21 protein-coding genes are annotated in these 22,691 nt (G+C 44.0%); 12 read left to right on the forward strand and 9 right to left on the reverse strand.

All coding sequences use genetic code 11. The annotated features are described in order from the left end of the window. Position 1: 1 nt before the first annotated feature. Together POW22_RS04805 and POW22_RS04810 are read left to right on the forward strand one after the other, a co-directional pair. Positions 2–943, forward strand: coding sequence for a carbohydrate kinase family protein (locus POW22_RS04805; RefSeq protein WP_272831488.1), 942 nt, complete (start codon positions 2–4; stop codon positions 941–943). 3 nt (positions 944–946) lie between these two features. Next, on the forward strand, positions 947–2,179 hold the full coding sequence (locus tag POW22_RS04810; protein ID WP_272831489.1) for a BaiN/RdsA family NAD(P)/FAD-dependent oxidoreductase: 1,233 nt from the start codon (positions 947–949) through the stop codon (positions 2,177–2,179). On the opposite strand, the gene POW22_RS04815 is transcribed toward POW22_RS04810, so the two are convergent. After that, on the reverse strand, positions 2,169–2,723 hold the full coding sequence (locus POW22_RS04815; protein WP_272831490.1) for a TetR/AcrR family transcriptional regulator: 555 nt from the start codon (positions 2,721–2,723) through the stop codon (positions 2,169–2,171). The genes POW22_RS04810 and POW22_RS04815 overlap by 11 nt on opposite strands. Positions 2,724–2,827: 104 nt before the next feature. Between POW22_RS04815 and POW22_RS04820 the strand changes: the two genes are divergently transcribed. From POW22_RS04820 to POW22_RS04840, 5 genes are all read left to right on the forward strand, one after another. Further along, the gene (locus tag POW22_RS04820) at positions 2,828–3,913 is read left to right on the forward strand and encodes a diphosphomevalonate decarboxylase (RefSeq protein ID WP_272831491.1); all 1,086 of its coding nucleotides are present in this window, start codon (positions 2,828–2,830) and stop codon (positions 3,911–3,913) included. Positions 3,914–4,027: 114 nt separating this feature from the next. After that, complete coding sequence (locus POW22_RS04825) at positions 4,028–4,966, forward strand: mevalonate kinase family protein (protein WP_272831492.1); 939 nt, start codon at positions 4,028–4,030, stop codon at positions 4,964–4,966. A gap of 36 nt (positions 4,967–5,002) precedes the next feature. After that, a complete protein-coding gene (locus POW22_RS04830) occupies positions 5,003–5,908 on the forward strand; it encodes a geranylgeranylglycerol-phosphate geranylgeranyltransferase (protein WP_272831493.1) in 906 nt (301 codons plus the stop codon). Beyond that, entirely contained in the window at positions 5,908–6,864 is a 957-nt protein-coding gene (locus tag POW22_RS04835; protein WP_272831494.1) for a carbon-nitrogen hydrolase family protein, read from the forward strand. Before POW22_RS04830 ends, POW22_RS04835 begins: the two co-directional genes overlap by 1 nt. Positions 6,865–6,912: 48 nt before the next feature. Beyond that, positions 6,913–7,707 carry a pseudouridine synthase gene (locus tag POW22_RS04840; RefSeq protein WP_272831495.1) on the forward strand — a complete coding sequence of 265 codons (795 nt, stop codon included), beginning with the start codon at positions 6,913–6,915 and terminating at the stop codon, positions 7,705–7,707. Here POW22_RS04840 and POW22_RS04845 read toward each other — a convergent pair. Beyond that, entirely contained in the window at positions 7,634–9,076 is a 1,443-nt protein-coding gene (locus POW22_RS04845; RefSeq protein WP_272831496.1) for an MptA/MptB family glycosyltransferase, read from the reverse strand. The genes POW22_RS04840 and POW22_RS04845 overlap by 74 nt on opposite strands. Before the next feature lie 3 nt (positions 9,077–9,079). Continuing rightward, positions 9,080–10,084: a TolB family protein gene (locus POW22_RS04850; RefSeq protein ID WP_336407702.1), complete on the reverse strand. Its 1,005-nt coding sequence runs from the start codon at positions 10,082–10,084 to the stop codon at positions 9,080–9,082. Between the two features lie 160 nt (positions 10,085–10,244). On the opposite strand from POW22_RS04850, the gene POW22_RS04855 reads away from it, so the two are divergent. After that, complete coding sequence (locus POW22_RS04855; RefSeq protein WP_272831498.1) at positions 10,245–11,474, forward strand: M28 family peptidase; 1,230 nt, start codon at positions 10,245–10,247, stop codon at positions 11,472–11,474. A 70-nt stretch (positions 11,475–11,544) separates the two neighbouring features. Here the strand turns inward: POW22_RS04855 and POW22_RS04860 are convergent, their stop codons facing one another. After that, positions 11,545–13,068, reverse strand: coding sequence for an aldehyde dehydrogenase family protein (locus POW22_RS04860; protein WP_272831499.1), 1,524 nt, complete (start codon positions 13,066–13,068; stop codon positions 11,545–11,547). Positions 13,069–13,219: 151 nt separating this feature from the next. Here POW22_RS04860 and POW22_RS04865 point away from each other — a divergent pair, with 151 nt between their 5' ends. Beyond that, positions 13,220–14,137, forward strand: coding sequence for an AraC family transcriptional regulator (locus POW22_RS04865; protein WP_272831500.1), 918 nt, complete (start codon positions 13,220–13,222; stop codon positions 14,135–14,137). On the opposite strand, the gene POW22_RS04870 is transcribed toward POW22_RS04865, so the two are convergent. From POW22_RS04870 to POW22_RS04890, 5 genes are all read right to left on the reverse strand, one after another. Beyond that, positions 14,138–15,628 carry a cellulose synthase family protein gene (locus tag POW22_RS04870; RefSeq protein WP_272831501.1) on the reverse strand — a complete coding sequence of 497 codons (1,491 nt, stop codon included), beginning with the start codon at positions 15,626–15,628 and terminating at the stop codon, positions 14,138–14,140. It lies immediately after the preceding gene. After that, a complete protein-coding gene (locus POW22_RS04875) occupies positions 15,625–16,320 on the reverse strand; it encodes a glycosyltransferase family 2 protein (RefSeq protein WP_272831502.1) in 696 nt (231 codons plus the stop codon). Before POW22_RS04875 ends, POW22_RS04870 begins: the two co-directional genes overlap by 4 nt. Beyond that, entirely contained in the window at positions 16,317–16,742 is a 426-nt protein-coding gene (locus tag POW22_RS04880) for a toxin-antitoxin system YwqK family antitoxin (protein WP_272831503.1), read from the reverse strand. The genes POW22_RS04875 and POW22_RS04880 overlap by 4 nt, the downstream gene beginning before the upstream one ends. Positions 16,743–16,876: 134 nt before the next feature. Then, the gene (locus POW22_RS04885; RefSeq protein ID WP_272831504.1) at positions 16,877–18,460 is read right to left on the reverse strand and encodes a 4Fe-4S binding protein; all 1,584 of its coding nucleotides are present in this window, start codon (positions 18,458–18,460) and stop codon (positions 16,877–16,879) included. Between the two features lie 2 nt (positions 18,461–18,462). Next, a complete protein-coding gene (locus POW22_RS04890; protein ID WP_272831505.1) occupies positions 18,463–19,767 on the reverse strand; it encodes an NAD(P)/FAD-dependent oxidoreductase in 1,305 nt (434 codons plus the stop codon). A 194-nt stretch (positions 19,768–19,961) separates the two neighbouring features. Here POW22_RS04890 and POW22_RS04895 point away from each other — a divergent pair, with 194 nt between their 5' ends. The 3 genes from POW22_RS04895 (at position 19,962) to POW22_RS04905 (ending at position 22,686) form a co-directional block, all read left to right on the forward strand. Then, positions 19,962–20,675 (forward strand): DUF547 domain-containing protein, encoded by a 714-nt coding sequence (locus POW22_RS04895; RefSeq protein ID WP_272831506.1) that lies wholly within the window; start codon positions 19,962–19,964, stop codon positions 20,673–20,675. A gap of 83 nt (positions 20,676–20,758) precedes the next feature. After that, positions 20,759–21,631, forward strand: coding sequence for a hypothetical protein (locus tag POW22_RS04900; RefSeq protein WP_272831507.1), 873 nt, complete (start codon positions 20,759–20,761; stop codon positions 21,629–21,631). A 41-nt stretch (positions 21,632–21,672) separates the two neighbouring features. Next, positions 21,673–22,686 (forward strand): glycoside hydrolase family 113, encoded by a 1,014-nt coding sequence (locus POW22_RS04905; protein WP_272831508.1) that lies wholly within the window; start codon positions 21,673–21,675, stop codon positions 22,684–22,686. Positions 22,687–22,691: the final 5 nt, after the last annotated feature.

Genomic DNA, 22,691 nt, shown 5'->3' on the forward strand with positions numbered 1-22,691 from the left:
GATGTCACAGAACCAACAACTCGATATCATTTGCGCAGGGGAAACCTTGATTGATTTCATCGGAAACCAAAAGGAAAAACCCATTGCGGAGATCAAAGATTACCACAGATATTTAGGTGGATCGCCTACCAATGTCGCGATGAATTTAGCCCGATTCGGTTTGAATGTAGGCTTAATCGCTGCTATTGGTAAAGACGGTTTTGGCGCCTATATCAAGGCGCGCTTTGAGGAGGCTGAGATCAACCTCGATGGTTTGCAAGAGGTAGATGGCCACCCGACCACGGTGATCTTTGTATCCCGGACTGAAGGGAGTCCGGAGTTTATTCCGATGCGGGGAGCAGACTTTCAAATCAGTCAAAATGAACTTCCAGCGGCAAACTTGAACAACACGCGATTGTTTCACTGCAGTTGTTTTGGATTGAGTAGACAACCAGCAAGATCAAGTATCCTTGCCGCTGCAGCACAGGCTCATGCTGCTGGAGCTACTTTGAGTATTGATATTAATTATGCGCCTTCCATATGGCCAGATCGAGAAGAGGCTTTGGAAGTAGTCAAGAATTACTGTGCTATGAGTCCCTTGATCAAAGCGAGCTTAGATGATGTGGAGCGGATCTTTGGGTATGCTATGGCACCAGATGAACTCTTTAAAACCCTACATGATTGGGGCGCTAAAATGATCTGTTTGACTTTAGGTAAAAAAGGAGCCATACTCTCTCAACCAGGTGAAGCACCAATAGAATTACCTGCAATGAAAGTGGAAAAGATCATGGATGCAACTGGTGCCGGAGATGCTTTTTGGAGTGGATTCTTGTTTGCTTATCTCAAGGAGATGGCGCCCAGAGATTGCATGAGCACAGGTCTTAAAACTGCCGCAATCAAATTGCAGAATGTAGGGCGGATCCCTGATTACGCGAGTATGCTACACACCGTTCTCAATCTTTAAACAATGGAAAATTTCACCTATGATGTGGTGATTGTTGGAGGTGGAGCGGCTGGCTTTTTCACTGCGATCAATTTGGCAGAAGCTCGCCCGGAGCTCAAGATCGTGATCTTGGAAAAATCAAAAGCCGTTCTGCAAAAAGTGCGCATATCTGGCGGTGGGCGCTGTAATGTTACTCATGCAGAGTTTGATCCAAAAACGATAACGACCTATTACCCGCGAGGCGAAAAGGAACTATTAGGCCCCTTTCACAAGTTTATGACGGGCGACACTGTTGCTTGGTTTGAAGATCGAGGTGTCCCTTTAAAGATTGAAGAAGACGGCCGAATGTTTCCAGTATCCGATAGCTCTCAATCCATAATTGACTGTTTGGAATCTGAGGCAGATCGATTGAATATTGAAGTAAAACTTTCTCAAAATGTAATCGATTTTAAAACTGTCGACATAGGATTTCAAGTGAACACTGCACTCGCTAACTATACTACTAAACGCTTGGTGATAACTGCGGGGAGTTCCAAAAAGATCTGGCAATTGCTGTCCAGGAAAGGACATACAATAGTTTCGCCGGTGCCGTCTTTGTTTACCTTTAATATAGATGTCCCTGAATTATTAGCCCTCCAAGGCCTGAGTCAGCCTGCAGAGGTACAACTGTTGGATGCTAACCAAAAGCCTTGGCTCTCACAAAGTGGACCGGTCTTAGTGACCCATTGGGGATTGAGCGGCCCTGGAATATTAAAGCTTTCAGCAGTGGGGGCTAGAGAGTTATCCGCCTGCGATTATAACTTCAAAATCAGGATTCGTTGGGTCGAGATGCAAACGGAGCAGCTAGAGGAGATCTTTAAGAAGCTGCGATTGGATCGTGCCAAGCAGCAATTGAATAACGGCAATGTCTTGGAAATGCCCAAGCGGCTGTGGAACTATCTTTTAAGGCGATCCGATTTAGACCCTACTGACCTTTGGAGTGATCAATCCAACAAAAACCTCAAAAAACTAAGCGCGACAATTATTGGGGATCAGTATGCGGTTGTTGGCAAGAGCACCTATAAAGATGAGTTTGTTACTGCTGGAGGGGTGGTGCTGCAAGAGATCAATTTCAAATCTTTTGAAAGTCGTGTTATTCCTGGCTTACACTTAGCAGGCGAGGTAATTGATGTAGATGCGCTTACGGGTGGCTTCAATTTTCAGAATGCCTGGACAGGTGGTTATTTGATCGCTCAGGGAATTGCCTCTAGTCTTTAAGCAAGCTCGATATGGCAGCTTGAGTAAATAGTTCTGGGGTGTTCCAAGCTTGTTCATGGGGTTGGTCAATGGCCAACTTGGCATGAGTGCAAATTTGTTCAAAGAAAAGCTTTCCTGCTGTTTTATTAGAAAAGTTTCTGATCAGTACTGCAGATTTACCCACCTCTGTGATTTGAGCGAGCTGCTGTTCCAAAAGTTCCTGTTGTTTTTTGGCAAAGGGCGTGTAATTGTTCAAGGTTCGCAACTGCAGGAAGAGTTCAAAGGCGGTTGGGTCTTCTGTTAGCACGCAGAAGAGGCTCTGATAGGTTTGTTCCATCAAGGGAATAAAGTCCAATTCTAGGTTTAGGCTATCTAATTTGCTGTTCAATTTCTGGTAGAAGAGCTCGAGGAGGTTTCCGTAGAGTTCGTCTTTTGAAGGGTAGAATTGGTAAATGGTTCCCACAGCAATATTGGCTTGTCTGGCAATGGATTTCATGGAAGTAGCATGTAATCCCTGCTGGGCAGCAAGCGCTGTAGCGGCAATAAGTAGGCGTTCTTTTTTCATAATGAATGAACGTTCATTTTATAAATGTACAAAAAAGAAAATCAACCAAACATCTCTACTTTCCCCTCTCGAGGATTCCTTTCAATATCAGTATCTTTGTAACCATGTCAGAACTGCATCAGGAATTTCTTCCTCAAGCTTACACTAATACGGTCGAATCAGGTTCCGTAGCTTGGAAATCACCCAGTAATATTGCCCTTGTCAAGTATTGGGGCAAGCACGGCCAACAATTACCTAAGAATACTTCCATCAGCTTCACCTTGGATCATTGCGCCACATCCACGCGTTTAGCCTTTGATCCCAAGTCTAGACCAGGCTTTGACATTACCGTATTATTAGACGGGAAGCCTCAAGCCGATTTTGTTCCGAAAATTGAAAAGTTCTTCAGTATTGCCGGGCCTTATCTCCCTTTTTTAGAAGATTACAGCTTTACGCTGCACACCAGCAACAGTTTTCCGCACAGTAGTGGAATAGCCTCTTCTGCCAGTGGTATGAGTGCGCTTGCGCTGTGCTTGCTGGAGATTGAATCGCAATTGCTTGAAACCCCTTTAAGTGATACCGATTTCAAAAAGAAAGCTTCATTTTTAGCTCGACTGGGAAGCGGTAGTGCCGCACGCAGTATTGACGGTGGCCTAGTAGTTTGGGGGGCTCATGAGGAAATTCCAGGTTCAAGCGATTTGTTTGCCATCCCTTACCCTGATATGGTTCATGAGGTCTTTCGCGATTTTTGTGACACGGTCTTACTTGTAGATACTGGAGAAAAAGTGGTCAGTAGTACAGTAGGTCACGGCCTTATGCATGATCACCCTTTCGCCTCGCAGCGATTTGACCAAGCCCAATCCAATATGCTGGCCATTAAGCCTATTTTGGCTACCGGTGACTTGGATGCCTTTATCGCCTTAGTGGAGTCAGAAGCCCTGAGTCTGCACGCCATGATGTTGACCTCTTCGCCTTACTTCATCCTCATGAAACCCGCTACACTTGCGATCATTAACAAGATCTGGAGTTTTAGAAAAGAAACGGGTATCCCAGCCTGCTTCACCTTAGATGCTGGTGCGAATGTGCATTTGCTCTATCCGGCAAAGCACAAGGAAGCGGTCAGAGAACTCATTGAAAGCCAGCTTAAACCGCATTGCAAAGAGGGTGCTTATATTCATGATCAAGTTGGAGCAGGAGCGGTAAGGCTGTAATGCTCAGCGATTTAAATTGTCAGTATTTTACTGTTAATGTCAAAATCAAATTGTATTTTTGTATTTAGAGGTTGGTTGTAACGTTTTAAGCCAACCTGCGCCCAATACTATATCATGAGAGGACCACTCTTTTATTCTAAAATCTTACTCTTTGGTGAATATGGAATCATCAAGGATTCTAAAGGCTTATCCATTCCGTATAACTTTTATAACGGAGCTTTAAAGATCGACGCCCACAAAACTGTGGCTACACAACGATCCAATCAAAGTCTCAAACGCTTTGCTGCTCATTTAAAACAGTTGCAACAGGATCAGCCTGAATTGGTTCAATTCGATATTGAATCTCTTGAAGCAGATGTAGCGAATGGCCTTTATTTTGACTCCAGCATCCCAGAAGGATACGGCGTTGGAAGCAGTGGTGCATTGGTCGCTGCGATTTACGATAAGTATGCCGCTGAAAAGATCACTGTTCTAGAAAACTTGACTCGCGAGAAGCTACTGCAACTCAAGCAGATCTTTGGAGCCATGGAATCATTCTTCCATGGAAAATCCTCGGGCTTGGATCCTCTGAATAGTTATTTGAGTTTGCCGATTTTGATCAATTCTAAAGACAGCATTGAGCCTGCGGGAATTCCATCACAAGATCAAAAAGGGCAAGGAGCTGTGTTCCTTTTGGATAGTGGAATTACTGGAGAGACCGCTCCAATGGTGCAGATCTTCATGGAAAACATGAAGCAAGAAGGCTTTAGAAAAATGCTTAAGGACCAGTTTGTCAAGCATACTGATGCCTGCGTGGAAGATTTCCTCAAAGGTGACGTAAGTTCCTTGTTCAGAAATGTGAAAGACCTCTCCAAGGTTGTTTTAGACAACTTTAAGCCGATGATCCCAAAGCAGTTTCATACCCTTTGGAAAAAAGGAATTGAAACCAATGCTTACTACCTTAAACTCTGCGGATCTGGCGGAGGAGGTTATATGCTCGGGTTCACCCAAGATATGGAAAAGGCGCGTAAAGCACTACAAGGTCACAAGCTAGAGGTGGTTTACACTTTTTAAAAGAAATTCCCCCAACTTTCAATAGTTCACAACAAAATGTTGTCTCGCAAAAACAAACTGCTTATTACCAAGGCACTGAGTTTGTTTTCTGTGGTGCGCGGCTATAACGTATTGATATTGGTTTTGGCCCAATACCTAACTTCCATTTACATTTTGGCGCCTCAGTTACCTTTAAAAGAGGTGATTTTTGATCTCAATTTGTTGATGTTAGTCTTGGCTTCTTCCGTTGCGATAGCCTCGGGTTATATCATCAATAATTTCTACGACAGTGAAAAGGACTTGATCAACCGACCGCGAAAATCCATGTTGGACCGCTTGGTAAGCCAACGGACCAAACTCAGCGTGTATTTTGTGCTGAACTTCTTATCTGTGGTCTTTGCGAGCTATGTTTCCTTTAAAGCGGTGATCTTCTTTTCTGCCTATATTTTTGGAATTTGGTTGTACTCGCACAAGTTTAAAAGGATCACAGGGCTGGGTAATATTATTGCTGCCATGCTTTCTGTGACCCCATTCTTTGCCGTGTTTATCTACTACAGCAATTTTGAAACGGTGATCTTTGTGCACGCAACCTTTTTGTTTCTATTACTGTGGATGCGTGAGGTGGTCAAAGATCTGGAGAACATCACTGGGGATCTAACGCTGAACTACAAAACAGTTCCCGTGGTCTATGGAGAGCGTATTGCTAAGGGATTGATCACTGGGCTTTGTTTAACCACACTAGTTCCTATTGCCTTACTGCTAATGTATTTTGAAGTCGGCTATATGGACTATTACTTTTACGCAAGTGCCTTAGCGCTGATCCTGTTTTTAATTGTCTTGTGGCGTTCCAAACGCAAACTACATTACTTAATTTTACACGGCCTTTTGAAAGGAATCATAGTCCTGGGCGTCTTTAGTATAGTACTGATTAATGTCGATCTGATCTTGAAACGATTTTTATAATGAGCAATTCCAATACCCTTAATGTAGCCATGGCGCAGATCGCGCCGGTTTGGTTGAATAAATCAGCAACACTAGATAAGGTCATGCACCACATAGAGCAGGCCGCTAAGGAAAGTACAGAGCTGATCGTCTTTGGAGAAGGTGTAGTTCCCGGTTATCCTTTTTGGTTGGCCTTGACGCATGGCGCCGGATGGAATTTGGACATCAACAAGACCTTGCACGCCCATTATGTGAACAATGCAGTTTGTATTGAAAAAGGTGAGCTGGATGCCGTATGCGCATTAGCTGCCAAACATCAGATGGCTGTTTATCTAGGAATCATTGAACGTCCGTTAGATCGTGGAGGCAAGAGTATTTATGCTTCCTTAGTCTACATTGATCAGCAAGGGCAAATCCAATCGGTCCACAGAAAACTACAACCTACCTATGACGAGCGACTCACTTGGTCTCCTGGTGACGGCCACGGTTTGCGCGTACATCCTTTAAAGCGTTTTACGGCCGGTGGCTTGAATTGCTGGGAGAATTGGATGCCATTACCTCGTGCCTCTCTCTATGCGCAAGGAGAAGACTTGCATATAGCCGTCTGGCCAGGAAGTGATCACAATACCAAAGACATCACTAGATTCATGGCGCGTGAAGGCCGCAGTTTTGTGATCTCTGTTTCTGCTTTGATGCGCCCTTCGGATTTTCCAAAGGACACCCCTTATTTAGAAGAGCTGCTTAAAAATGCTCCTGATGTTTTGGCCAATGGCGGAAGTGCTATTGCCGGCCCCGATGGGGAGTGGATCATTCCTCCTGTTTTGCATGAAGAAGGAAATATCTACGCAGAGCTCGATTATGAGCGGGTTTTGCAAGAGCGACAGAATTTTGATCCAGTGGGTCATTACTCCCGACCTGACGTCACTCAGCTTCAAGTCAATAGAGCCAGACAGTCGACAGCAAGTTTTAACGATTAAAAATTTTTGCATTGCCCTTTATACTATCTTTGCGGCAAAATTTAAGACATGCAGCGCGGAGGTAGAAAAGGCAATCCCAAAAACAAAGGCGGTAACTTTAAAAAGTCACCCGCCAAAAAAGAAGCACCCAAAGAGCAATCGGGGATTCGTTTGAATAAGTATATCGCGAACAGCGGAGTTTGTTCCCGCCGTGAGGCTGATATGTATATCGCTACGGGTCAGGTAATGGTCAACGGCAAGGTAATTGATCAAATGGGATTCCGCGTGCAACCAGGAGATGAGGTGCGATTTGACGGTGCGCGAATTCAGCCAGAACCCAACGCCTATGTCTTGTTGAACAAGCCCAAAGGCTTTGCAACTACCACAAGTGAAGAGAAGGGCAATACCGTTATGGATTTGGTTGGGAATAGCACTAAGGCCAACATTAAGCCTATTGGACGTTTAGGGCGTAATGCTACAGGATTACTACTTTTTACAAACGATGCGAGCATCAATTCTAAATTCACCAATTCCCCTAAGGCACCGGGACGTTTGTTTCATATTGAGTTAGACAAGAACCTAAAAGCAGAAGATCTGCGTAAGATCAAAGAAGGTTTTAAGATCGATAACAAAGAGGTAATGGTGGAAGACATCTCCTATGTGGATAAAGCGCCTAAAAAAGAGGTCGGTTTAAAGATCAAGCATACGGGGACCAGTATTGTGCGTACCATTTTTGAACACTTCGGATATCAAGTGGTGCGTATGGATTGTGTGACTATCGGTAGCTTGACTAAGAAGGATCTGCCTCGAGGCCGCTGGCGTCATTTGACTGAGCAGGAAGTGGCGTACTTGAAGATGCTCTAAACCCAATCCGCTTTAAATCCCAAATAAATACTGCGAGTACCACCAGGTATTCTATGGCAACCATATGTAGCTTTTCATCAAAGCCTTGATGGCCGTATGCGCTGTAGGATAAGAAGATCATTAATGACCAAACCAAGGCAAAACGGTAGCGTGTAAAAATAGAGAGCAGCAATGGAGTAGCTACATACCAAGGATGCACGGTTGTTGAAAGCAAGAAGTAAAAGCTAACCGCCAACAGAAGACCGCTAAATAGGTCTTTTGGACTGCTTATCTTTCTAAACAAGCCAAGCAAACACAACACGCCAATAATGATCAGCGGCAGGATCTTGCCCACGTCGGCAATAATATTCCAACCCACCGTTTGATAGCCAATCCAGCGAATGATATAATACACGCTCGCATTGAATTCAAAGGTTTGGAACCACAAACCAATAGACTTGGAAAAATTATCCAAGAAGTCCATCGATAAAAAGGCCAAGAAGCTTCCGGCGGCGATTATCAAAGCAAATCCGTAGAACTCAAAGAGGTTTTTAAAACCACCTTGAAAAGTCTTTTTGGGAATAAAATAGCGGAAGAACAGCGGCAACAGCATTAGCGGAATCAGCTTAACAGAAATTGAAAAGCCGATCAAACAACCTGCAAGAACATAGTGCTTGCGAAGTACCAGATAGATTCCTGCCAATAAAAAGAACAACATGCTGCCTTCAAAATGAAGGTTCCCGGTGAGCTCAATAATGATATAGGGATTCAAGAAGTACCAAAAGATGCGCTTGCTGTCCATTTTGAGGTATTCTAAGGTCTTTTTACCAATCCACAGAATACCCAGGTCCGCGAGAATAAGCAAGACCCGCATGGCCACCACAGTGCCCAAGATGGAGTTTCCTCCCAACCACGCTGCCAGTACAAAAAATCCTTGGTTTAAAGGCGGATAGTTGCTGTAATGGCTGGCATTGAGATCACCCATTCCATTAAATAGGGTTTGCGCATCGGCTATGCTTACAGGGTCTTGGAAGTTGCTGATGTATTGTTCCGTTAGAATTTCAAAAACGGTGAAATCATAGGGGTTCAGCCCAGCCAATATGATTCTTCCGTCCCAGATAAAGCGGTAAAAATCTTGTGATAAATTGGGCGTGACCACAATGTGAATCAACCTAAAGACCACACCGATCAAAACCAAATGCCAAAACTTAAGCTTGGGGTTGTAAATTAAAAGCCCTGCTGCTGCAAATAAAATGAGTACGCCGCCCATCAGTTGGCCAAAGTCAGAGCGGTCCAGTTCATAGCCCATAAAATAATAGGCTACTAAACTAAAAAGGATCGCCAGCACGGCTGCAGGCGACCCTTGAAGATATGTTTTAAGTGCGTTCAAAAACTAGTCTTTCCACTCAGCAATGAACAGGTTGGTGTCTCGCGTTCCGCCATTGTTTCTGTTGGATGAGAAGGCTAGGTAGCGTCCATCGTTAGAGAAAACTGGGAAGGCATCAAAGGTCTTTCCGTGGGTGATGCGCTCTAAGTTGCGACCGTCCAGATCAATCATGTATAAATTGAACGGAAATCCACCGGTGTTTTCATGATTACTGGAAAAGATGATCTTCTCTCCAGAAGGGTGGAAGAAAGGACTCCAGTTGGCATTGCCTAAGTTGGTCAATTGACGCAGATCAGAACCGTCTGCATTACAGATGTAAAGCTCCATTTCTGTAGGTTGCACCAATCCGCGAGCTAGTAAATCTTTGTATTCTTTGATGGCTGCATCCGTTTTTGGACGGCTGGATCTAAAAATGATCTTGGTTCCGTCTGGCGAGAAGAAGGCGCCTCCGTCGTAACCGAGTTCATCAGTGATCTGCACTACATCGCTTCCGTCTAGATTCATGGTGTAAAGCTCCAGATCTCCAGAACGCGTGGAAGTAAACACAATTCGATCTCCTTGAGGCGATACGGTAGGTTCTGCATCATAACCAGGCTCGTTGGTGAGCTGGGCAGTGATGTTTCCTTCTAAGTCGGCAACAAAAATGTCAAAGGAGTCGTAAACCGGCCAAACGTATTTTCCATTCTCTCGCAATGGCACTTCCGGGCAATTTTCATCCACCAAGTGAGTCGAAGCATAAATGATGTGCTTGTTGTCCGGCAAGAAATAAGAACAAGTGGTGCGTCCCTTACCAGTGGAAACCATAGGAGGTTGCTTGTCCATTAGATCTTCACCAACGTTCAATAGGAACATCTGGTCACATTCTACGCCCCATTTGCCGTAATCTGCCTGAAACACCATTTGCTTATCGTCAAAACTCCAATAGGCTTCTGCATTGTTCCCACCAAAGGTCACTTGTTTAATGCTTTTGAAGTGCTTTTCCTCCGGGTAAATGAGGGTGTCAGAACTCATCTCCATCATGTTGGGACGCTCTTCAGTTTTTGGAGTTGCGTCACTTAGATTTTCGGCAGGGGTTTCGCTTGTATTTTGCTTACAACCAATCAGTAATAATAGTAAAGCAAAGATTGGGATACGGATCATTTTTGAACTAATTTTACGCAAAAATAAGGATATGAAGGCAATTATTGGCATCCTAGCAGCAATCGCTTTGATCGGTTGTAAAAATGAAGTGGAAACGTCCGTGAGCATGAAAGACGATGTAGCTTTTTTAGCTTCGGATTCTTTGAAAGGTAGAGATACTGGAACACCCTATGAACTCATGGCTGCGGATTATATTCAAATGCGCTATGGAGCCCTTGGTTTAGAACCAAAAGGAGCCGGCGGATATTACCAGACCTTCACTTTTACTCCTTCCAACGATCCGCATCGCGAAGCCACTTTTGATACGATTAAGTCTGATGGGACCATCACCGGAACCAACGTGATCGGTTATTTGGACAATCAGGCAGAAACTACAGTCGTGATCGGAGCGCACTATGACCATTTGGGTATGGGCGGAGAAGGATCCCTTTATCGCGAAGGAGAAGCCATTCACAACGGAGCTGATGATAATGCCAGCGGGGTTGCCATAATGCTCAATCTAGCCAAGAAGGTTCAGGACAGCGCTATGACTGAGAACAACTATTTATTCATTGCGTTCTCTGGAGAGGAATTAGGCTTATTAGGATCTAACTTCTTTGTGAAGAATCCAACCATAGATTTAGAAAAAGTGACCTATATGATCAATATGGATATGGTAGGTCGATTGAATGAAGACAAGCAACTGGCTGTGCATGGAGTAGGGACGTCGCCAATTTTCAAGCAAACCCTGTTTGTCAATAATAACGATCGTTTTCAGATCTCAGAGCACGAATCTGGAGTTGGGCCGTCAGACCATACTTCCTTCTATCTTCAAGACATTCCCGTGCTGCATTTCTTTACCGGGCAGCATGAAGATTATCACAAACCCGGTGATGACGCTGAAAAGCTGAATTATGAGGGAATGGAAACCATCTCAGGCTTTATTTTAGATGTGATCAAAGACCTAGGTGCGCAAGGAGAAATCGCCTTTAGAAAAACCAAGAATGAAAGTGAAGAAGTACCTCGATTTAAGGTGGGTCTTGGTGTGGTGCCTGATTACCTTTACAGCGGAACCGGCATGCGCATTGATGGGGTTTCAGAAGATCGTCCCGCACAGAAAGCCGGACTGATCAAGGGAGACATTGTTATTAAAATGGGAGATTCCTTGGTGACGGATATGATGAGTTATATGCGCGCACTATCTTCATTTGAAAAAGGACAATCCACTAAGGTTACCGTACAGCGTGAAGGTGAAGAGGTCACCGTGGACGTGGAGTTTTAAGCGAAAAGACTAAAAAGCAAAAAGGGATGAAGCTAACTTCATCCCTTTTTTTTTGATCGATAAACCACTACTAGAAGAATCCTAGTTTTTTCTTATCGTAAGAGATCAACATGTTTTTAGTTTGGCGGTAGTGATCCAACATCATCTTGTGAGTCTCACGACCAATCCCTGACTTTTTATAACCTCCAAAAGGAGCATGTGCAGGATAGGCATGGTAATTATTCACCCAAACACGTCCTGCCTCAACCTCTCTTGAGATCTGATAAGCTTGATGCATATCACGCGTCCAAACACCAGCTCCTAATCCATACGCGGTATCGTTTGCAATAGCAATAGCTTCTTCCTCATCTTTAAAGGTGGTTACGCAGACCACAGGTCCAAATATCTCCTCTTGGAATACGCGCATTTTGTTGTTTCCTTTGAGGATGGTAGGTTGGATGTAGTATCCGCCTGTTAGGCCTTCATTAAAGGCAGAACCTCCTCCGGTAAGTACTTCACAACCTTCTTCTTTTCCTAGATCTATATAGCTCAATATTTTGTTGTATTGCTCTTCTGAAGCTTGTGCTCCCATCATGGTGTTTTCATCCAGCGGGTGGCCCATAACGATTGCTTCCGTACGCGCAACTACGCGCTCCATAAACTGATCGTAAATATCTTCTTGTACCAGAATTCTTGAGGGACAGGTACATACTTCCCCTTGATTGAAAGCAAAGAGTACCGCACCTTCAATGGCTTTGTCTAAGAACTCATCATCTGCATCCATGACACTTTTAAAGAAGATATTGGGCGATTTTCCTCCCAACTCCAAGGTGACTGGAATGATATTTTTAGCAGCGTATTCCATGATCAATTGCCCGGTTCCGGTTTCTCCGGTAAAGGCAACCTTGTTGATGCGTTCACTAGTCGCAAGTGGCTTTCCGGCTTCCAAACCAAAGCCATTGACAATATTCAATACTCCTGCGGGTAGGACATCTTCAATGAGTTCTGCTAGGATCATAATGGCAACAGGAGTTTGTTCTGCAGGTTTAAGGACCACACAGTTTCCAGCAGCTAGGGCAGGAGCCAATTTCCAAGCAGCCATCAGCAAGGGGAAGTTCCAAGGAATGATCTGAGCGACTACTCCAAGAGGCTCCCAAATATTTAAGGATACTGTTGTAGCGTCAAGCTCGGTAGCTGTGCCTTCTTCTGCACGAATGACTCCGGCGAAATATCTAAAATGATCTACGGCCAAAGGCAGATCTGCATTTACCGTCTCACGAATGGGCTTACCATTGTCCCAAGTCTCAGCACGCGCCAAAACTTCTATATTGTTTTCAATGATGTCGGCGATTTTTAATAGTAGGTTGCTGCGCTCAGCTGCGGATGTTTTATTCCACGATTTGGCAGCCAGATGCGCTGCATTCAAGGCAAGTTCAATATCTTCTTCTGTGGAGCGGGCCACTTTAGTAAAGCTGTTTCCGTCTACAGGAGAAACGCTTTGAAAATATTCGCCTTTTACTGGCGCAAGCCATTTTCCTCCTATAAAGTTGTCATAAGTATTTTTAAATGCAGGTTTTTCTATCGCTACGCCTGCTTGTGTTTTGATATCACTCATAATCGTAAAATTTTAATAGTTTAATTGCTGATTTGTAATTTGTTATAAAAGTATTTTACGAATTTGGTAGTCAATTGTACGATTCTCCAAAAAAGTGATACATATCATCATTTAAGTCGATGGAATCATTCAAATTGCGTAACATTAACCTATGGAACACTCCTTAGCCAGACATAAAGAGAGCAGAAAACTCCACACATTAGTGGAGAATCGCACGATTTACAGTGCGGATTTTTCAGAACTCAACATCTTTGAAACCCACACGGTTGCTCACAAAGTGGCACTGACTTTTGATTTTCCGGTCATTGCCAGTATGCTTACCGGGAAAAAGGTGATGCATCTTGAAGGGCTCCCGAGTTTTGACTTTCTCCCGGGTGAATCTGTGGTCATGCCCAGCGGTGAGACTATGGTTATAGACTTCCCAATTGCCAATAAAGAGACTCCTACCCAGTGTTTGGCTTTAGGAATCGATCCAACAAAGATTGATGAGGTTGCACACCGTTTTAATGAATCTGTAGCTATAGAACGGGAGAACAATAATTGGACCTTGGATCAAGGTATCGCTGCTCACCTTACCAATCAACTTGAGGTGAACTTTCTTATTGAACGCCTTGTTCGGACCTATACCCATGGAGATCGCAATAAAGACGTGCTCTTGGATCTGATGTTGCAAGAACTGATCGTGAGGCTTTTGCAGACTAAGGCACGCAAAAGTATTCTCAACGGCCTTGAGACCTTTAGTGATACGCGTATTGGCACTGTAGTTAAATACATCAAAGAGAATTTGACAGACAGCACCATCAATGTGGATACTTTGGCTACAAAAGCTTGTATGAGTACCTCGAGTTTTTACAAGAAATTCAAGAATACTTTAGGAGTATCTCCAGTCGATTTTATGAATGCAGAGAAAATCAAATTCTCCAAGAGACTCATGAAATCCAACAGAAAACTACTGATCGCTGAGGTGGCTTATAAATCCGGATTTAATAATGTGAGTTATTTCAACAGACAATTCAAGCGGATGGAGCTCATGACTCCGCAACAATTCAAGAAGTCCATTCTGGCCTAATTAAGCCCGACTAAAAAGACTTTTAAAGAATACGTATCCGAAGCCTATAAAAAGCATCAAGTGGAAGGGGAAGAGTCCAAAATCACCACCTTGGTCGCCAACCACAAAGGCCAGGTACATTCCAAATCCAAAATAGAGCATCAACAAACCTTCAATGATGATGTTTGGAGACAGGTTCTTTCTGAGGTATTTATTGCCTTTCCAACTGTCTTTTAAACTGCTGATGTTGAATTTAGGCGTTCGGATAAACTCGCTCTTTTTACCTAAATGACCTTCCAGCACGGCGATTGAATTGTGTAAGGAAAAGCCCATGGCCACGGAGAAGAATGTAAAGAACATACCTACATACTCCAGGAAATTCTTCCATCCGCCTCCATAGATATTTTTATAAGTGAACCAATAACATATAAAGAAGATCACCGTACTGATCACAAAGAAACTCATCACCACAAAGTATACCTTGAGGTGTTCGTATTCATTTTTGATATAGAGGATAGGAATACTCAAAATCGCTACGATCAATACGTTTAAGAACATGGTGCTGTTCAACAAATGCAGTATGCCGTGGACTTTAGTTTTGGCCGAGATGTTTTGGCTTTTTAAAAGACGCGAAAGCATCTTTCTAAAGTTCTCTGCGCCTCCCTTATTCCAGCGGAATTGTTGCGAGCGCGCTGCAGAAATAACCACAGGCAGTTCTGCCGGAGTTTCCACTTCTTCCAAATATTTGAACTTCCAGTCTTTGAGTTGGGCGCGGTAGGAGAGGTCAAGGTCTTCCGTTAAGGTGTCGCCTTCCCAGTTTCCAGCGTCAATGATGCACTGCTTACGCCAAACACCGGCCGTCCCGTTGAAGTTTATAAAATGTCCTTGAGAATTACGCCCAACCTGCTCGAGGGTAAAGTGCGCATCCAAAGCAAAAGCCTGTACACGAGTGAGCAACGAATAGTCTCTGTTAAGGTGCCCCCAACGGGTTTGTACTACACCAACTTGCTCATCTTTAAAGTAGGGAATGGTCTTTTTAAGCCAGTCCGATTGTGGCAGGAAATCTGCGTCAAAGATCGCAATGAATTCTCCTTTGGCAGTCTTCAGTCCTTCTTTAAGCGCTCCTGCTTTAAAGCCAACCCGATCTTCTCGACTCAGGTGAATAATATCCAACCCAGTCTTTTGAAGTTCCGCAACTTGGGCTGCAGTTTTAGCAAAGGATTCATCCGTGGAGTCGTCCAAAACCTGAATTTCCAGTTTGTCTTTTGGATATTCTAGCTTGGCAATATTGCTGAGTAGACGCTCCATGACGTACATCTCGTTGTACACAGGAAGCTGAACAGTGACGTAGGGAACTTCATCACTTTTACTCAGGTCAAACTTGGGAGAGTCTTTTTGGGTTTTTCGGGCACGCAGATAATTGAATAGTAGATTCAGCTGTGCCAAGGCGTACATGAAGATCATGATCAAGGCTGCCGAATAGACAATCAATATTAGCGTTTCAAGTATCATCCTTTAAGACTGTATTTAAAAATCCAACCCAAGATTTTTACGCCAGCAAAGATAGCACCTTTTACCGTTCCGGAAACCTTGGAAACCCCTATTCTGTTGCGATAATTCACGGGTATTTCGCGATAACTGTATTTCTTTTTTAAGGCTTTGAGTTGCATTTCCACGGTCCAGCCGTAGGTTTTGTCTTCCATATTCAAAGCCAAGAGCTTGTCGTATTTGATCGCTCTAAATGGGCCCAAATCGGTAAAGCTAGATCTAAAGAAAAGCTTCATCAATGTGGTGGCTAACCAATTCCCGAAGATTTGAGGTCCCGTCATAGAACCAGCTTCGCGCAATTCTGGGACCCGAGCTCCAATGACAAAATCTATATCGTCCTCAATAATTGGAGCTACAAGTTTAGTGAGTTCTTCAGGGTAATCGCTGTAATCTCCGTCTAAAAACACAACGATATCGGGCAAGGGTTCAGATTCTGCGATATAGTGCATCCCCTTTAAACAGGCATAACCGTATCCTTTGCGAGTTTCTTTGAGTACCGTCGCACCAGCCTGAGCTGCATTGGCTTCAGTTTGGTCCGTGGAATTGTTGCTCACCACGATCACCTCCTGCACCAGCTCGGGAATGTCTGCAATGACTTTGCCTATAGAATCTTCTTCGTTAAAGGCGGGAATAATGACTTTAATACGGGGATTCATCGAAACGAAACGTCGGGATTATCTTTTTTAAAGGCGCGAATTGAAGTCCATTGGCCCACTTTTTTGTCGGCTATATACTTCTCGGCTAAAATAAGCCTACTGCCTTCATAACGCAGGCAAAACCCGTTTTTTTGGTTGTTTTTGAATTGAAACTTGCTCTTCTTACGGCTGCCAAGTTCGTAAAAAATCCACCAATTCTCTATGCTTCCCAGGACAAAGTGGCCTTCCTTCTTCAATTTTCCCTGCGGATAGTAAAAGTGCCAATAGCCGTGCATGGTATTGGCTTGGTAATGACCTTTTGAGGCTACTTTTCCGTTGGGATGATAATAGATCCAAAAGTCAACTTTTTGAGTGTCCATCAACCAGCCTTCTGCTTTGATGGTTCCATCCGGGTAATAGCTTTTATGGTAGGACTTTTCCATACCAAATGCAGCTTGCATTCCCAGAAGGAAAAGCAAGCTGCAAAAGATTATGGTTTTTTGAAGTTTCATTACACAACCTTAGACGAAGCCTCGGGTTGACCCTAACGACTTTCTTCAATAAATTTTCAACTTTTTTAACGCTGATTCACTAAGTCCATTAGATCTACATCATTTCCTAACAATACATCATTAGAATTGATGCGTCCTTGGGTATCAGCGTTCTCTAGTTTTAGCACTCCACGTGGACAAACTGCTGAACAGATTCCGCAGCCAACACAACTAGCACGTACAATATTGGCGCCTTTTTGGGCGTAAGCACGAACGTCGATTCCCATTTCACAATAGGTAGAACAGTTCCCGCAAGAAATACATTGTCCGCCGTTGGTGGTGATTCTAAATTTAGAGAATAATCGTTGTTGTAAGCCTAGAATTGCTGCCATGGGGCAGCCCATTCTGCACCATACGCGATTCCCGAAAATAGGGTAGAATCCCGTTCCGATCACACCGCTGAAAACCGATCCAATCAAGAAGCCGTAGGTAGATCGCACCTCATGAGTTTGAAAGATCAATAAGTTGTCTGAAGCAGCACTGAAGTGCAGTCCAATTAGCGCCAAAATGATCACTAAATATCCTATTGCCCCGTAACGAGCGTCTTTTTTAAGTTCGTGTCTTTTGTACTTCCAGATCAATCCGAAGAGAACAGTAAGCACCACACCTACGGTGATCAAGAAAGTGCCGCGGCTAAACCAGTACTGGCTGCCATCGCCTAAATACGAATGAATAACTCCCGTAGTGGTCACCACAGCGAATACCAATACAGAGTGTACCACCCAGCGTTCCACACGCCACGCAGATCTGGATTTATCGCTGAGTTGTCTGAAGGAGTCTCCGGCAGTTTCGGCTAAACCTCCACAACCACATACCCAGCTACAGTACCAACGCTTTCCGTAACGGTAGGTTAGAATAGGTGTGATCACCAAAATGGAAGCAATTCCCCAGATGAGCAAGGTCAGTCCAAAGCTCCCGTTGATCAAAAGGGCGTCTACGTTCCACTGGTCAAAAAGGTAGTAGTTCAAGGGCCAAACATTCTTAAGGTCATAATACGGCAGATCGCCGTTAAGTCGCGCCATGATCTCTGGGATCAAAAAGGCAAAGACCGTTTGAAAGAACATCACGCTACCTGTACGGATCTTTTCATAACTGTTGTGGCGGTACTTCCAGATGAATTTGATTCCGAAGGCAAGAATAGCCAGTGTGTAAAGCGTTCCGTAAACAAACCATTGGCTGGCAGGTTGTCCTTTTAAGGCGTAACTCAAAGGATCAAAAAGACCGATGAGCCCTGTATTCTCCGCACCGTCAACGCCTTGCCCCAAAAGCTCCGCATAGAAATAGAGTACGATGTAAAATCCAGTTAAGGCAATTCCAGCCACCCAGGCCCAAAAGCCTCGACTCGAAACCGATTTTAACCAAACTCCGTGATTCTTTATACCCGGAAGGGTGTCTTTATACAAGGATTTGCTGTAAATTATTATTCCTCCGCCTATAGACAATAAGGCTAGGGCCAGCCACAATCCTTGGTTGGGTAGGCTCACATTAAAGGTTGCCAAGGTTAGAATTCCCAAACCGAACAAACCGAGCAGGGTTCCAATTTTTTGACCTGTTTTCATAGCTACTGGAGGTCCTCCAGCTAAGCTCATGGATTTATCAACTCTACTCATGATTATGCGGTTTGTAATTCTTTGGCGAATGCCCGATTAATATTGTTTTCAAAATGTGCAAAGAACTCGGGGTCAAAGTTCGCTTGCTTTAAATGGGACATAACGTAGTCCACATCGCGGCCTTCTGTGAGCCAGCGGTCAAAAACTTCATGACGCATGCGGATCCCAAAAGTGTTGATCCCTAAGAACAAGCGCGAGTCTTTGTGATAGGCTACGGTGATACATTTGGTGTCGTCCTCATGGGCCCAGTGGAAGTGTTGTTCGTGGTCTGCTTTGTTGCGATCACTAAACACCCAACCGTAAGTTTGGTATTCAATATCAAAGAACTTAGCAGAATTGAACCAATGACCGGGCTTGTACTCTGTAGGATTTCCGCAGAGGGTTTGAGCCAGGGTTTCGCCCATCATTCGACCGGTGTACCACACGGCTTCTATCGGGCGTCTGTTGCCAATGGCTTCTCGCTGTTCTGCGCAATCCCCAATGGCATAAACGTCTTTTGCTGAGGTCTCCAACAAACGGTTTACTTTGATTCCGCGGCCTAATTCAATGTCGCTGTCTTTTAAAAAGTCAATATTTGGAGATACCCCTGCAGTCAGTCCAACCAGGTCACAGGCCAGTTCTTCGCCAGTTTCATCAATCACTACTGCGCGAGCGCGGCCGTTTTCATCAGCGAGGATCTCACGCAGGTTGCTGCCTAATCTCAAGTCTATGTGATGGCTCACAATATGTCGGTTGATCATGCCGCTTTCTCCGCTGGGCAATACGCCGTTCCAAAAACTCTCTTCTCGAACTAAAAAGGTCACTGGAATACCACGAGTACTGAGCATTTCTGCCAATTCAATACCAATAAGTCCACCGCCCACGATCACTGCACGCTTACAGACTTTATTATTAGGAGCATTGACCTCCAACGCATCTAAGTCTTGTTTGGAATACAATCCTTGTACGCCGTCTAGGTCTTGGCCGGGCCATCCGAACTTATTCGGTTTGGAGCCTGTGGCCAATACCAGTTTGTCATAGTTTATACTGCTTCCTTCTGCAAATTGCAGGCTTTTTTTCGCAGTGTCTACAGCTTCCACGAAGCCTCGTTTAAGATCAATTCTATTTTCCTTCCAGAACCAATCCTCATAGGGCTTGGTATGTTCGTATTTCATATGACCCATATAGATATACATCAGGGCGGTACGTGAAAAGAAATGGTCGGTTTCGGCAGAGATCACGGTTATTTTATGGTTGGATAACTTGCGGATATGACGCGCTGTAGTTATGCCGGAAATACCGTTGCCAATGATTACAATGTGTTCCATTTTTGGAGAGTTAGTTGAGCGATCAGTCGTACTTAAAGTTAGTAACATTACAGAGTTCAGCAATTTAGAATGGCTTTAAATTTTGGAAGCGCTGTAAGGAATTGAAAATTATTACTACGCAAAATTTTTCAAAATATGTTGTAAGTAATGGTTCGTACCCTTCGACCTAAAAGGCATCAAAACCAAAAAGAACTATGAAAAGTCTAATCTATATAACACTACTATGGTTGCTGCTTCCAGGGATGGCTGTGGCCCAGTCTACACAAGAATTCTTTAGTGGATCAGAGCGCTTTTTTGCCGCTCATGTCGCTGACGGAAAAGTAGATTATAAAGGGATCAATGCCGATCCATCTGCCTTGAATGCACTCTTGGATCAAGCTCGAGATATTAAAGTGAACACCTCAGATGAGGATACCTATCGCGCCTTTTGGATCAACACTTACAACTTGGTAGTGATCAAAGGAATCATTGACAATTACCCTATTAATTCTCCACTAGACAAAGCCGGCTTTTTTGATAAGACGAAATACGCCGTAGGAGGAGAAAAGATCACCCTAAATGATATTGAAAATAAAAAGCTACGTGCCGTATTTAATGACGCGCGTGTGCATTTTGTCTTGGTCTGTGGTGCGCAAGGATGCCCCCCGCTCATCAGTCAGGCCTACACTCCAGCCAATGTGGATTCGCTTTTGGAACAACAAACCAAACTGGCGGTCAACAACCCAAACTTTATCAAAGTAAAGGGCAAGAAAGTTGGAGTTTCTGAGATTTTTAAATGGTACAAGGAAGATTTTGTGACGAAGGATCAAACCCTAGTTGGGTTTTTGAACAAGTACCGAACTACACCCATCGCGGATGGAGCCAAGATCAGCTATTACAGCTATGACTGGCGTCTGAACGCTCAATAATACATATCCAAAGTCTTCTGTGTGTTCAAGAGTTTGATACGATAACTCTTGAACCACAAGAAGCACAAACTAAAAAAACAACTATGCAAAAGAAAATATTGCTAACAGTCTTTCTAGGACTGATTAGCTTAGGGCTAAGCGCCCAAGACGACGATCAATCAGAAGGTTCAGTAATTCAAACCTTAACCCCTTCTAAATTGATTGGTAAAGGTCAGTATGATCTCAAATGGTTCAACAACCTCTACACGCAAACAGAGAGTACCTTTTCAGACGGAACGGAGCCTCGTGAAACCTTCTTCACATCAACCTTAGAAGCCTATACCGGTATTGGTGAGAACCGCCGTTGGAACCTAGGGGTGATCTTAGAATTTAGAAGTAATGTGATCGCAGATCGCGGCGCCTTAGAGGTGTTTCAATTTGATGGAGAACGCGGAACGGCCCGTTCTGGATTGACCTCCATTGCTCCCTCGGTAAAATTTGTTCCACTTAAGAACGTCAATAATTTCTCCATTCAGAGTTCCTTCTTTATTCCTTTGGTAGACAATGAAGTGGAAGACGGTGTCTTTTTGGATCAAGACGGATTCATTTGGCAAAACCGCTTCTTCTATGACTATACCTTTGAAGGAGGAGATTGGCAGTTATTTACAGAACTGAATTCTGAATTGAACTTTGGAGACAAACAGGCCAGTTTTGCCAATAACAGTTTGAGACTTACTCCTGGTGTATTCTTGAGTTACTTCCCAAGCAGTAAGTTCACCGTACTTGCTTTAGCACAACATTCGCAGTTGATCGATCTGGGAAGTGATTTTTCACAAGACTTTACTGCCGTTGGAGGTGGTGTAAAATACCAATTGACTAAAGAACTCAATATAGAAGGGCTGTATACCAACTTTGTTCGCGGGAACGATACCGGACTTGGAGAAACCTTTAATATTGGGTTAAGAGCGGTGTTTTAACCAGGGGTATTTTGTAAATTCATCTGCAAATAAAATTGTAGATGAAGGCTACCCTAAAGATTTTTATTGTTGGATTGCTCGGTGCGGTGACATGGAGTTGCGCCCAACAGCAAAAGCAGTTGATCAATGGTGTGAGTTATGTCGCTGCCAGGAATCCGACAGACAATACAGAGGTACAACATGTGCTGAATGTCAATGCAAACTTTGCCGCGGTGATGCCTTTTGGGTTTATTCGGTCTTTGGATAACCCGAACATCATTCACAATACCGAGCGACAGTGGTTTGGAGAGACTCGTGAAGGTGCAACTCAGTATATCAAAGTCCTCAAAGAAAATGGAATTAAGGTCATGGTCAAGCCTCAAATTTGGATTTGGCGTGGCGAATTTACCGGTTACATGAAAATGAATTCGGAAGCAGATTGGAAAACTCTGGAAGCCTCTTACAGCGCGTTCATTTTGGAGTATGCCCAAATGGCTGCAGATACCCAAGCCGAAATGTTCTGTATTGGGACGGAGTTGGAGCAGTTCATTGTAAACAGACCGGAATATTGGAGCTCATTGATTCAGCAGATAAAAACGATTTATAAAGGCGAATTGACCTATGCAGCCAATTGGGATGAGTACAAACGTGTTCCCTTTTGGTCAGAACTGGATTATATCGGCGTAGATGCTTATTTCCCCGTCGCGGATAGTAAAACGCCAAGCGTGGAAGAAGCCAAAGCAGGCTGGTTGCCATGGAAGCAGGAATTGGCCTCGGTAAGTGCGCGAGAAGAGCGACCGATCATCTTTACGGAGTACGGATACAGATCCACGGACTTCTCTGGGAAGGAACCTTGGGATAGCGACCATACTAAAACGGTTGTGAATCTGGAGGCACAGACCAATACCACTCAGGCCTTGTTTGAATCGGTTTGGTCAGAACCTTGGTTTGCGGGAGGTTTCATTTGGAAGTGGTTCACCTTTGATGAACGCATTGACGGCGAGACCGACAGTCAGTTTACGCCACAAAACAAACCGGTAGAAAAAATCATTCAACAACAGTACGGCAAACAGTGAGAGCA

The sequence above is a fragment of the Gilvibacter sediminis genome (assembly GCF_028561565.1).
Taxonomy (GTDB): Bacteria; Bacteroidota; Bacteroidia; order Flavobacteriales; family Flavobacteriaceae; genus Gilvibacter; species Gilvibacter sediminis.

What these genes read in the sequence shown, in the direction of transcription:
- POW22_RS04870 (WP_272831501.1), bottom strand. Translation starts at nt 15,628, where the DNA reads ATGATACTTGAAACGCTAATATTGATTGTCTATTCGGCAGCCTTGATC.
- POW22_RS04880 (WP_272831503.1), bottom strand. Translation starts at nt 16,742, where the DNA reads ATGGAAAAGTCCTACCATAAAAGCTATTACCCGGATGGAACCATCAAA.
- POW22_RS04865 (WP_272831500.1), top strand. Translation starts at nt 13,220, where the DNA reads ATGGAACACTCCTTAGCCAGACATAAAGAGAGCAGAAAACTCCACACA.
- POW22_RS04820 (WP_272831491.1), top strand. Translation starts at nt 2,828, where the DNA reads ATGTCAGAACTGCATCAGGAATTTCTTCCTCAAGCTTACACTAATACG.
- POW22_RS04900 (WP_272831507.1), top strand. Translation starts at nt 20,759, where the DNA reads ATGCAAAAGAAAATATTGCTAACAGTCTTTCTAGGACTGATTAGCTTA.
- POW22_RS04905 (WP_272831508.1), top strand. Translation starts at nt 21,673, where the DNA reads ATGAAGGCTACCCTAAAGATTTTTATTGTTGGATTGCTCGGTGCGGTG.
- POW22_RS04875 (WP_272831502.1), bottom strand. Translation starts at nt 16,320, where the DNA reads ATGAATCCCCGTATTAAAGTCATTATTCCCGCCTTTAACGAAGAAGAT.
- POW22_RS04860 (WP_272831499.1), bottom strand. Translation starts at nt 13,068, where the DNA reads ATGAGTGATATCAAAACACAAGCAGGCGTAGCGATAGAAAAACCTGCA.
- POW22_RS04885 (WP_272831504.1), bottom strand. Translation starts at nt 18,460, where the DNA reads ATGAGTAGAGTTGATAAATCCATGAGCTTAGCTGGAGGACCTCCAGTA.
- POW22_RS04895 (WP_272831506.1), top strand. Translation starts at nt 19,962, where the DNA reads ATGAAAAGTCTAATCTATATAACACTACTATGGTTGCTGCTTCCAGGG.
- POW22_RS04890 (WP_272831505.1), bottom strand. Translation starts at nt 19,767, where the DNA reads ATGGAACACATTGTAATCATTGGCAACGGTATTTCCGGCATAACTACA.
- POW22_RS04805 (WP_272831488.1), top strand. Translation starts at nt 2, where the DNA reads ATGTCACAGAACCAACAACTCGATATCATTTGCGCAGGGGAAACCTTG.
- POW22_RS04855 (WP_272831498.1), top strand. Translation starts at nt 10,245, where the DNA reads ATGAAGGCAATTATTGGCATCCTAGCAGCAATCGCTTTGATCGGTTGT.
- POW22_RS04815 (WP_272831490.1), bottom strand. Translation starts at nt 2,723, where the DNA reads ATGAAAAAAGAACGCCTACTTATTGCCGCTACAGCGCTTGCTGCCCAG.
- POW22_RS04810 (WP_272831489.1), top strand. Translation starts at nt 947, where the DNA reads ATGGAAAATTTCACCTATGATGTGGTGATTGTTGGAGGTGGAGCGGCT.
- POW22_RS04825 (WP_272831492.1), top strand. Translation starts at nt 4,028, where the DNA reads ATGAGAGGACCACTCTTTTATTCTAAAATCTTACTCTTTGGTGAATAT.
- POW22_RS04840 (WP_272831495.1), top strand. Translation starts at nt 6,913, where the DNA reads ATGCAGCGCGGAGGTAGAAAAGGCAATCCCAAAAACAAAGGCGGTAAC.
- POW22_RS04850 (WP_336407702.1), bottom strand. Translation starts at nt 10,084, where the DNA reads ATGAGTTCTGACACCCTCATTTACCCGGAGGAAAAGCACTTCAAAAGC.
- POW22_RS04835 (WP_272831494.1), top strand. Translation starts at nt 5,908, where the DNA reads ATGAGCAATTCCAATACCCTTAATGTAGCCATGGCGCAGATCGCGCCG.
- POW22_RS04830 (WP_272831493.1), top strand. Translation starts at nt 5,003, where the DNA reads ATGTTGTCTCGCAAAAACAAACTGCTTATTACCAAGGCACTGAGTTTG.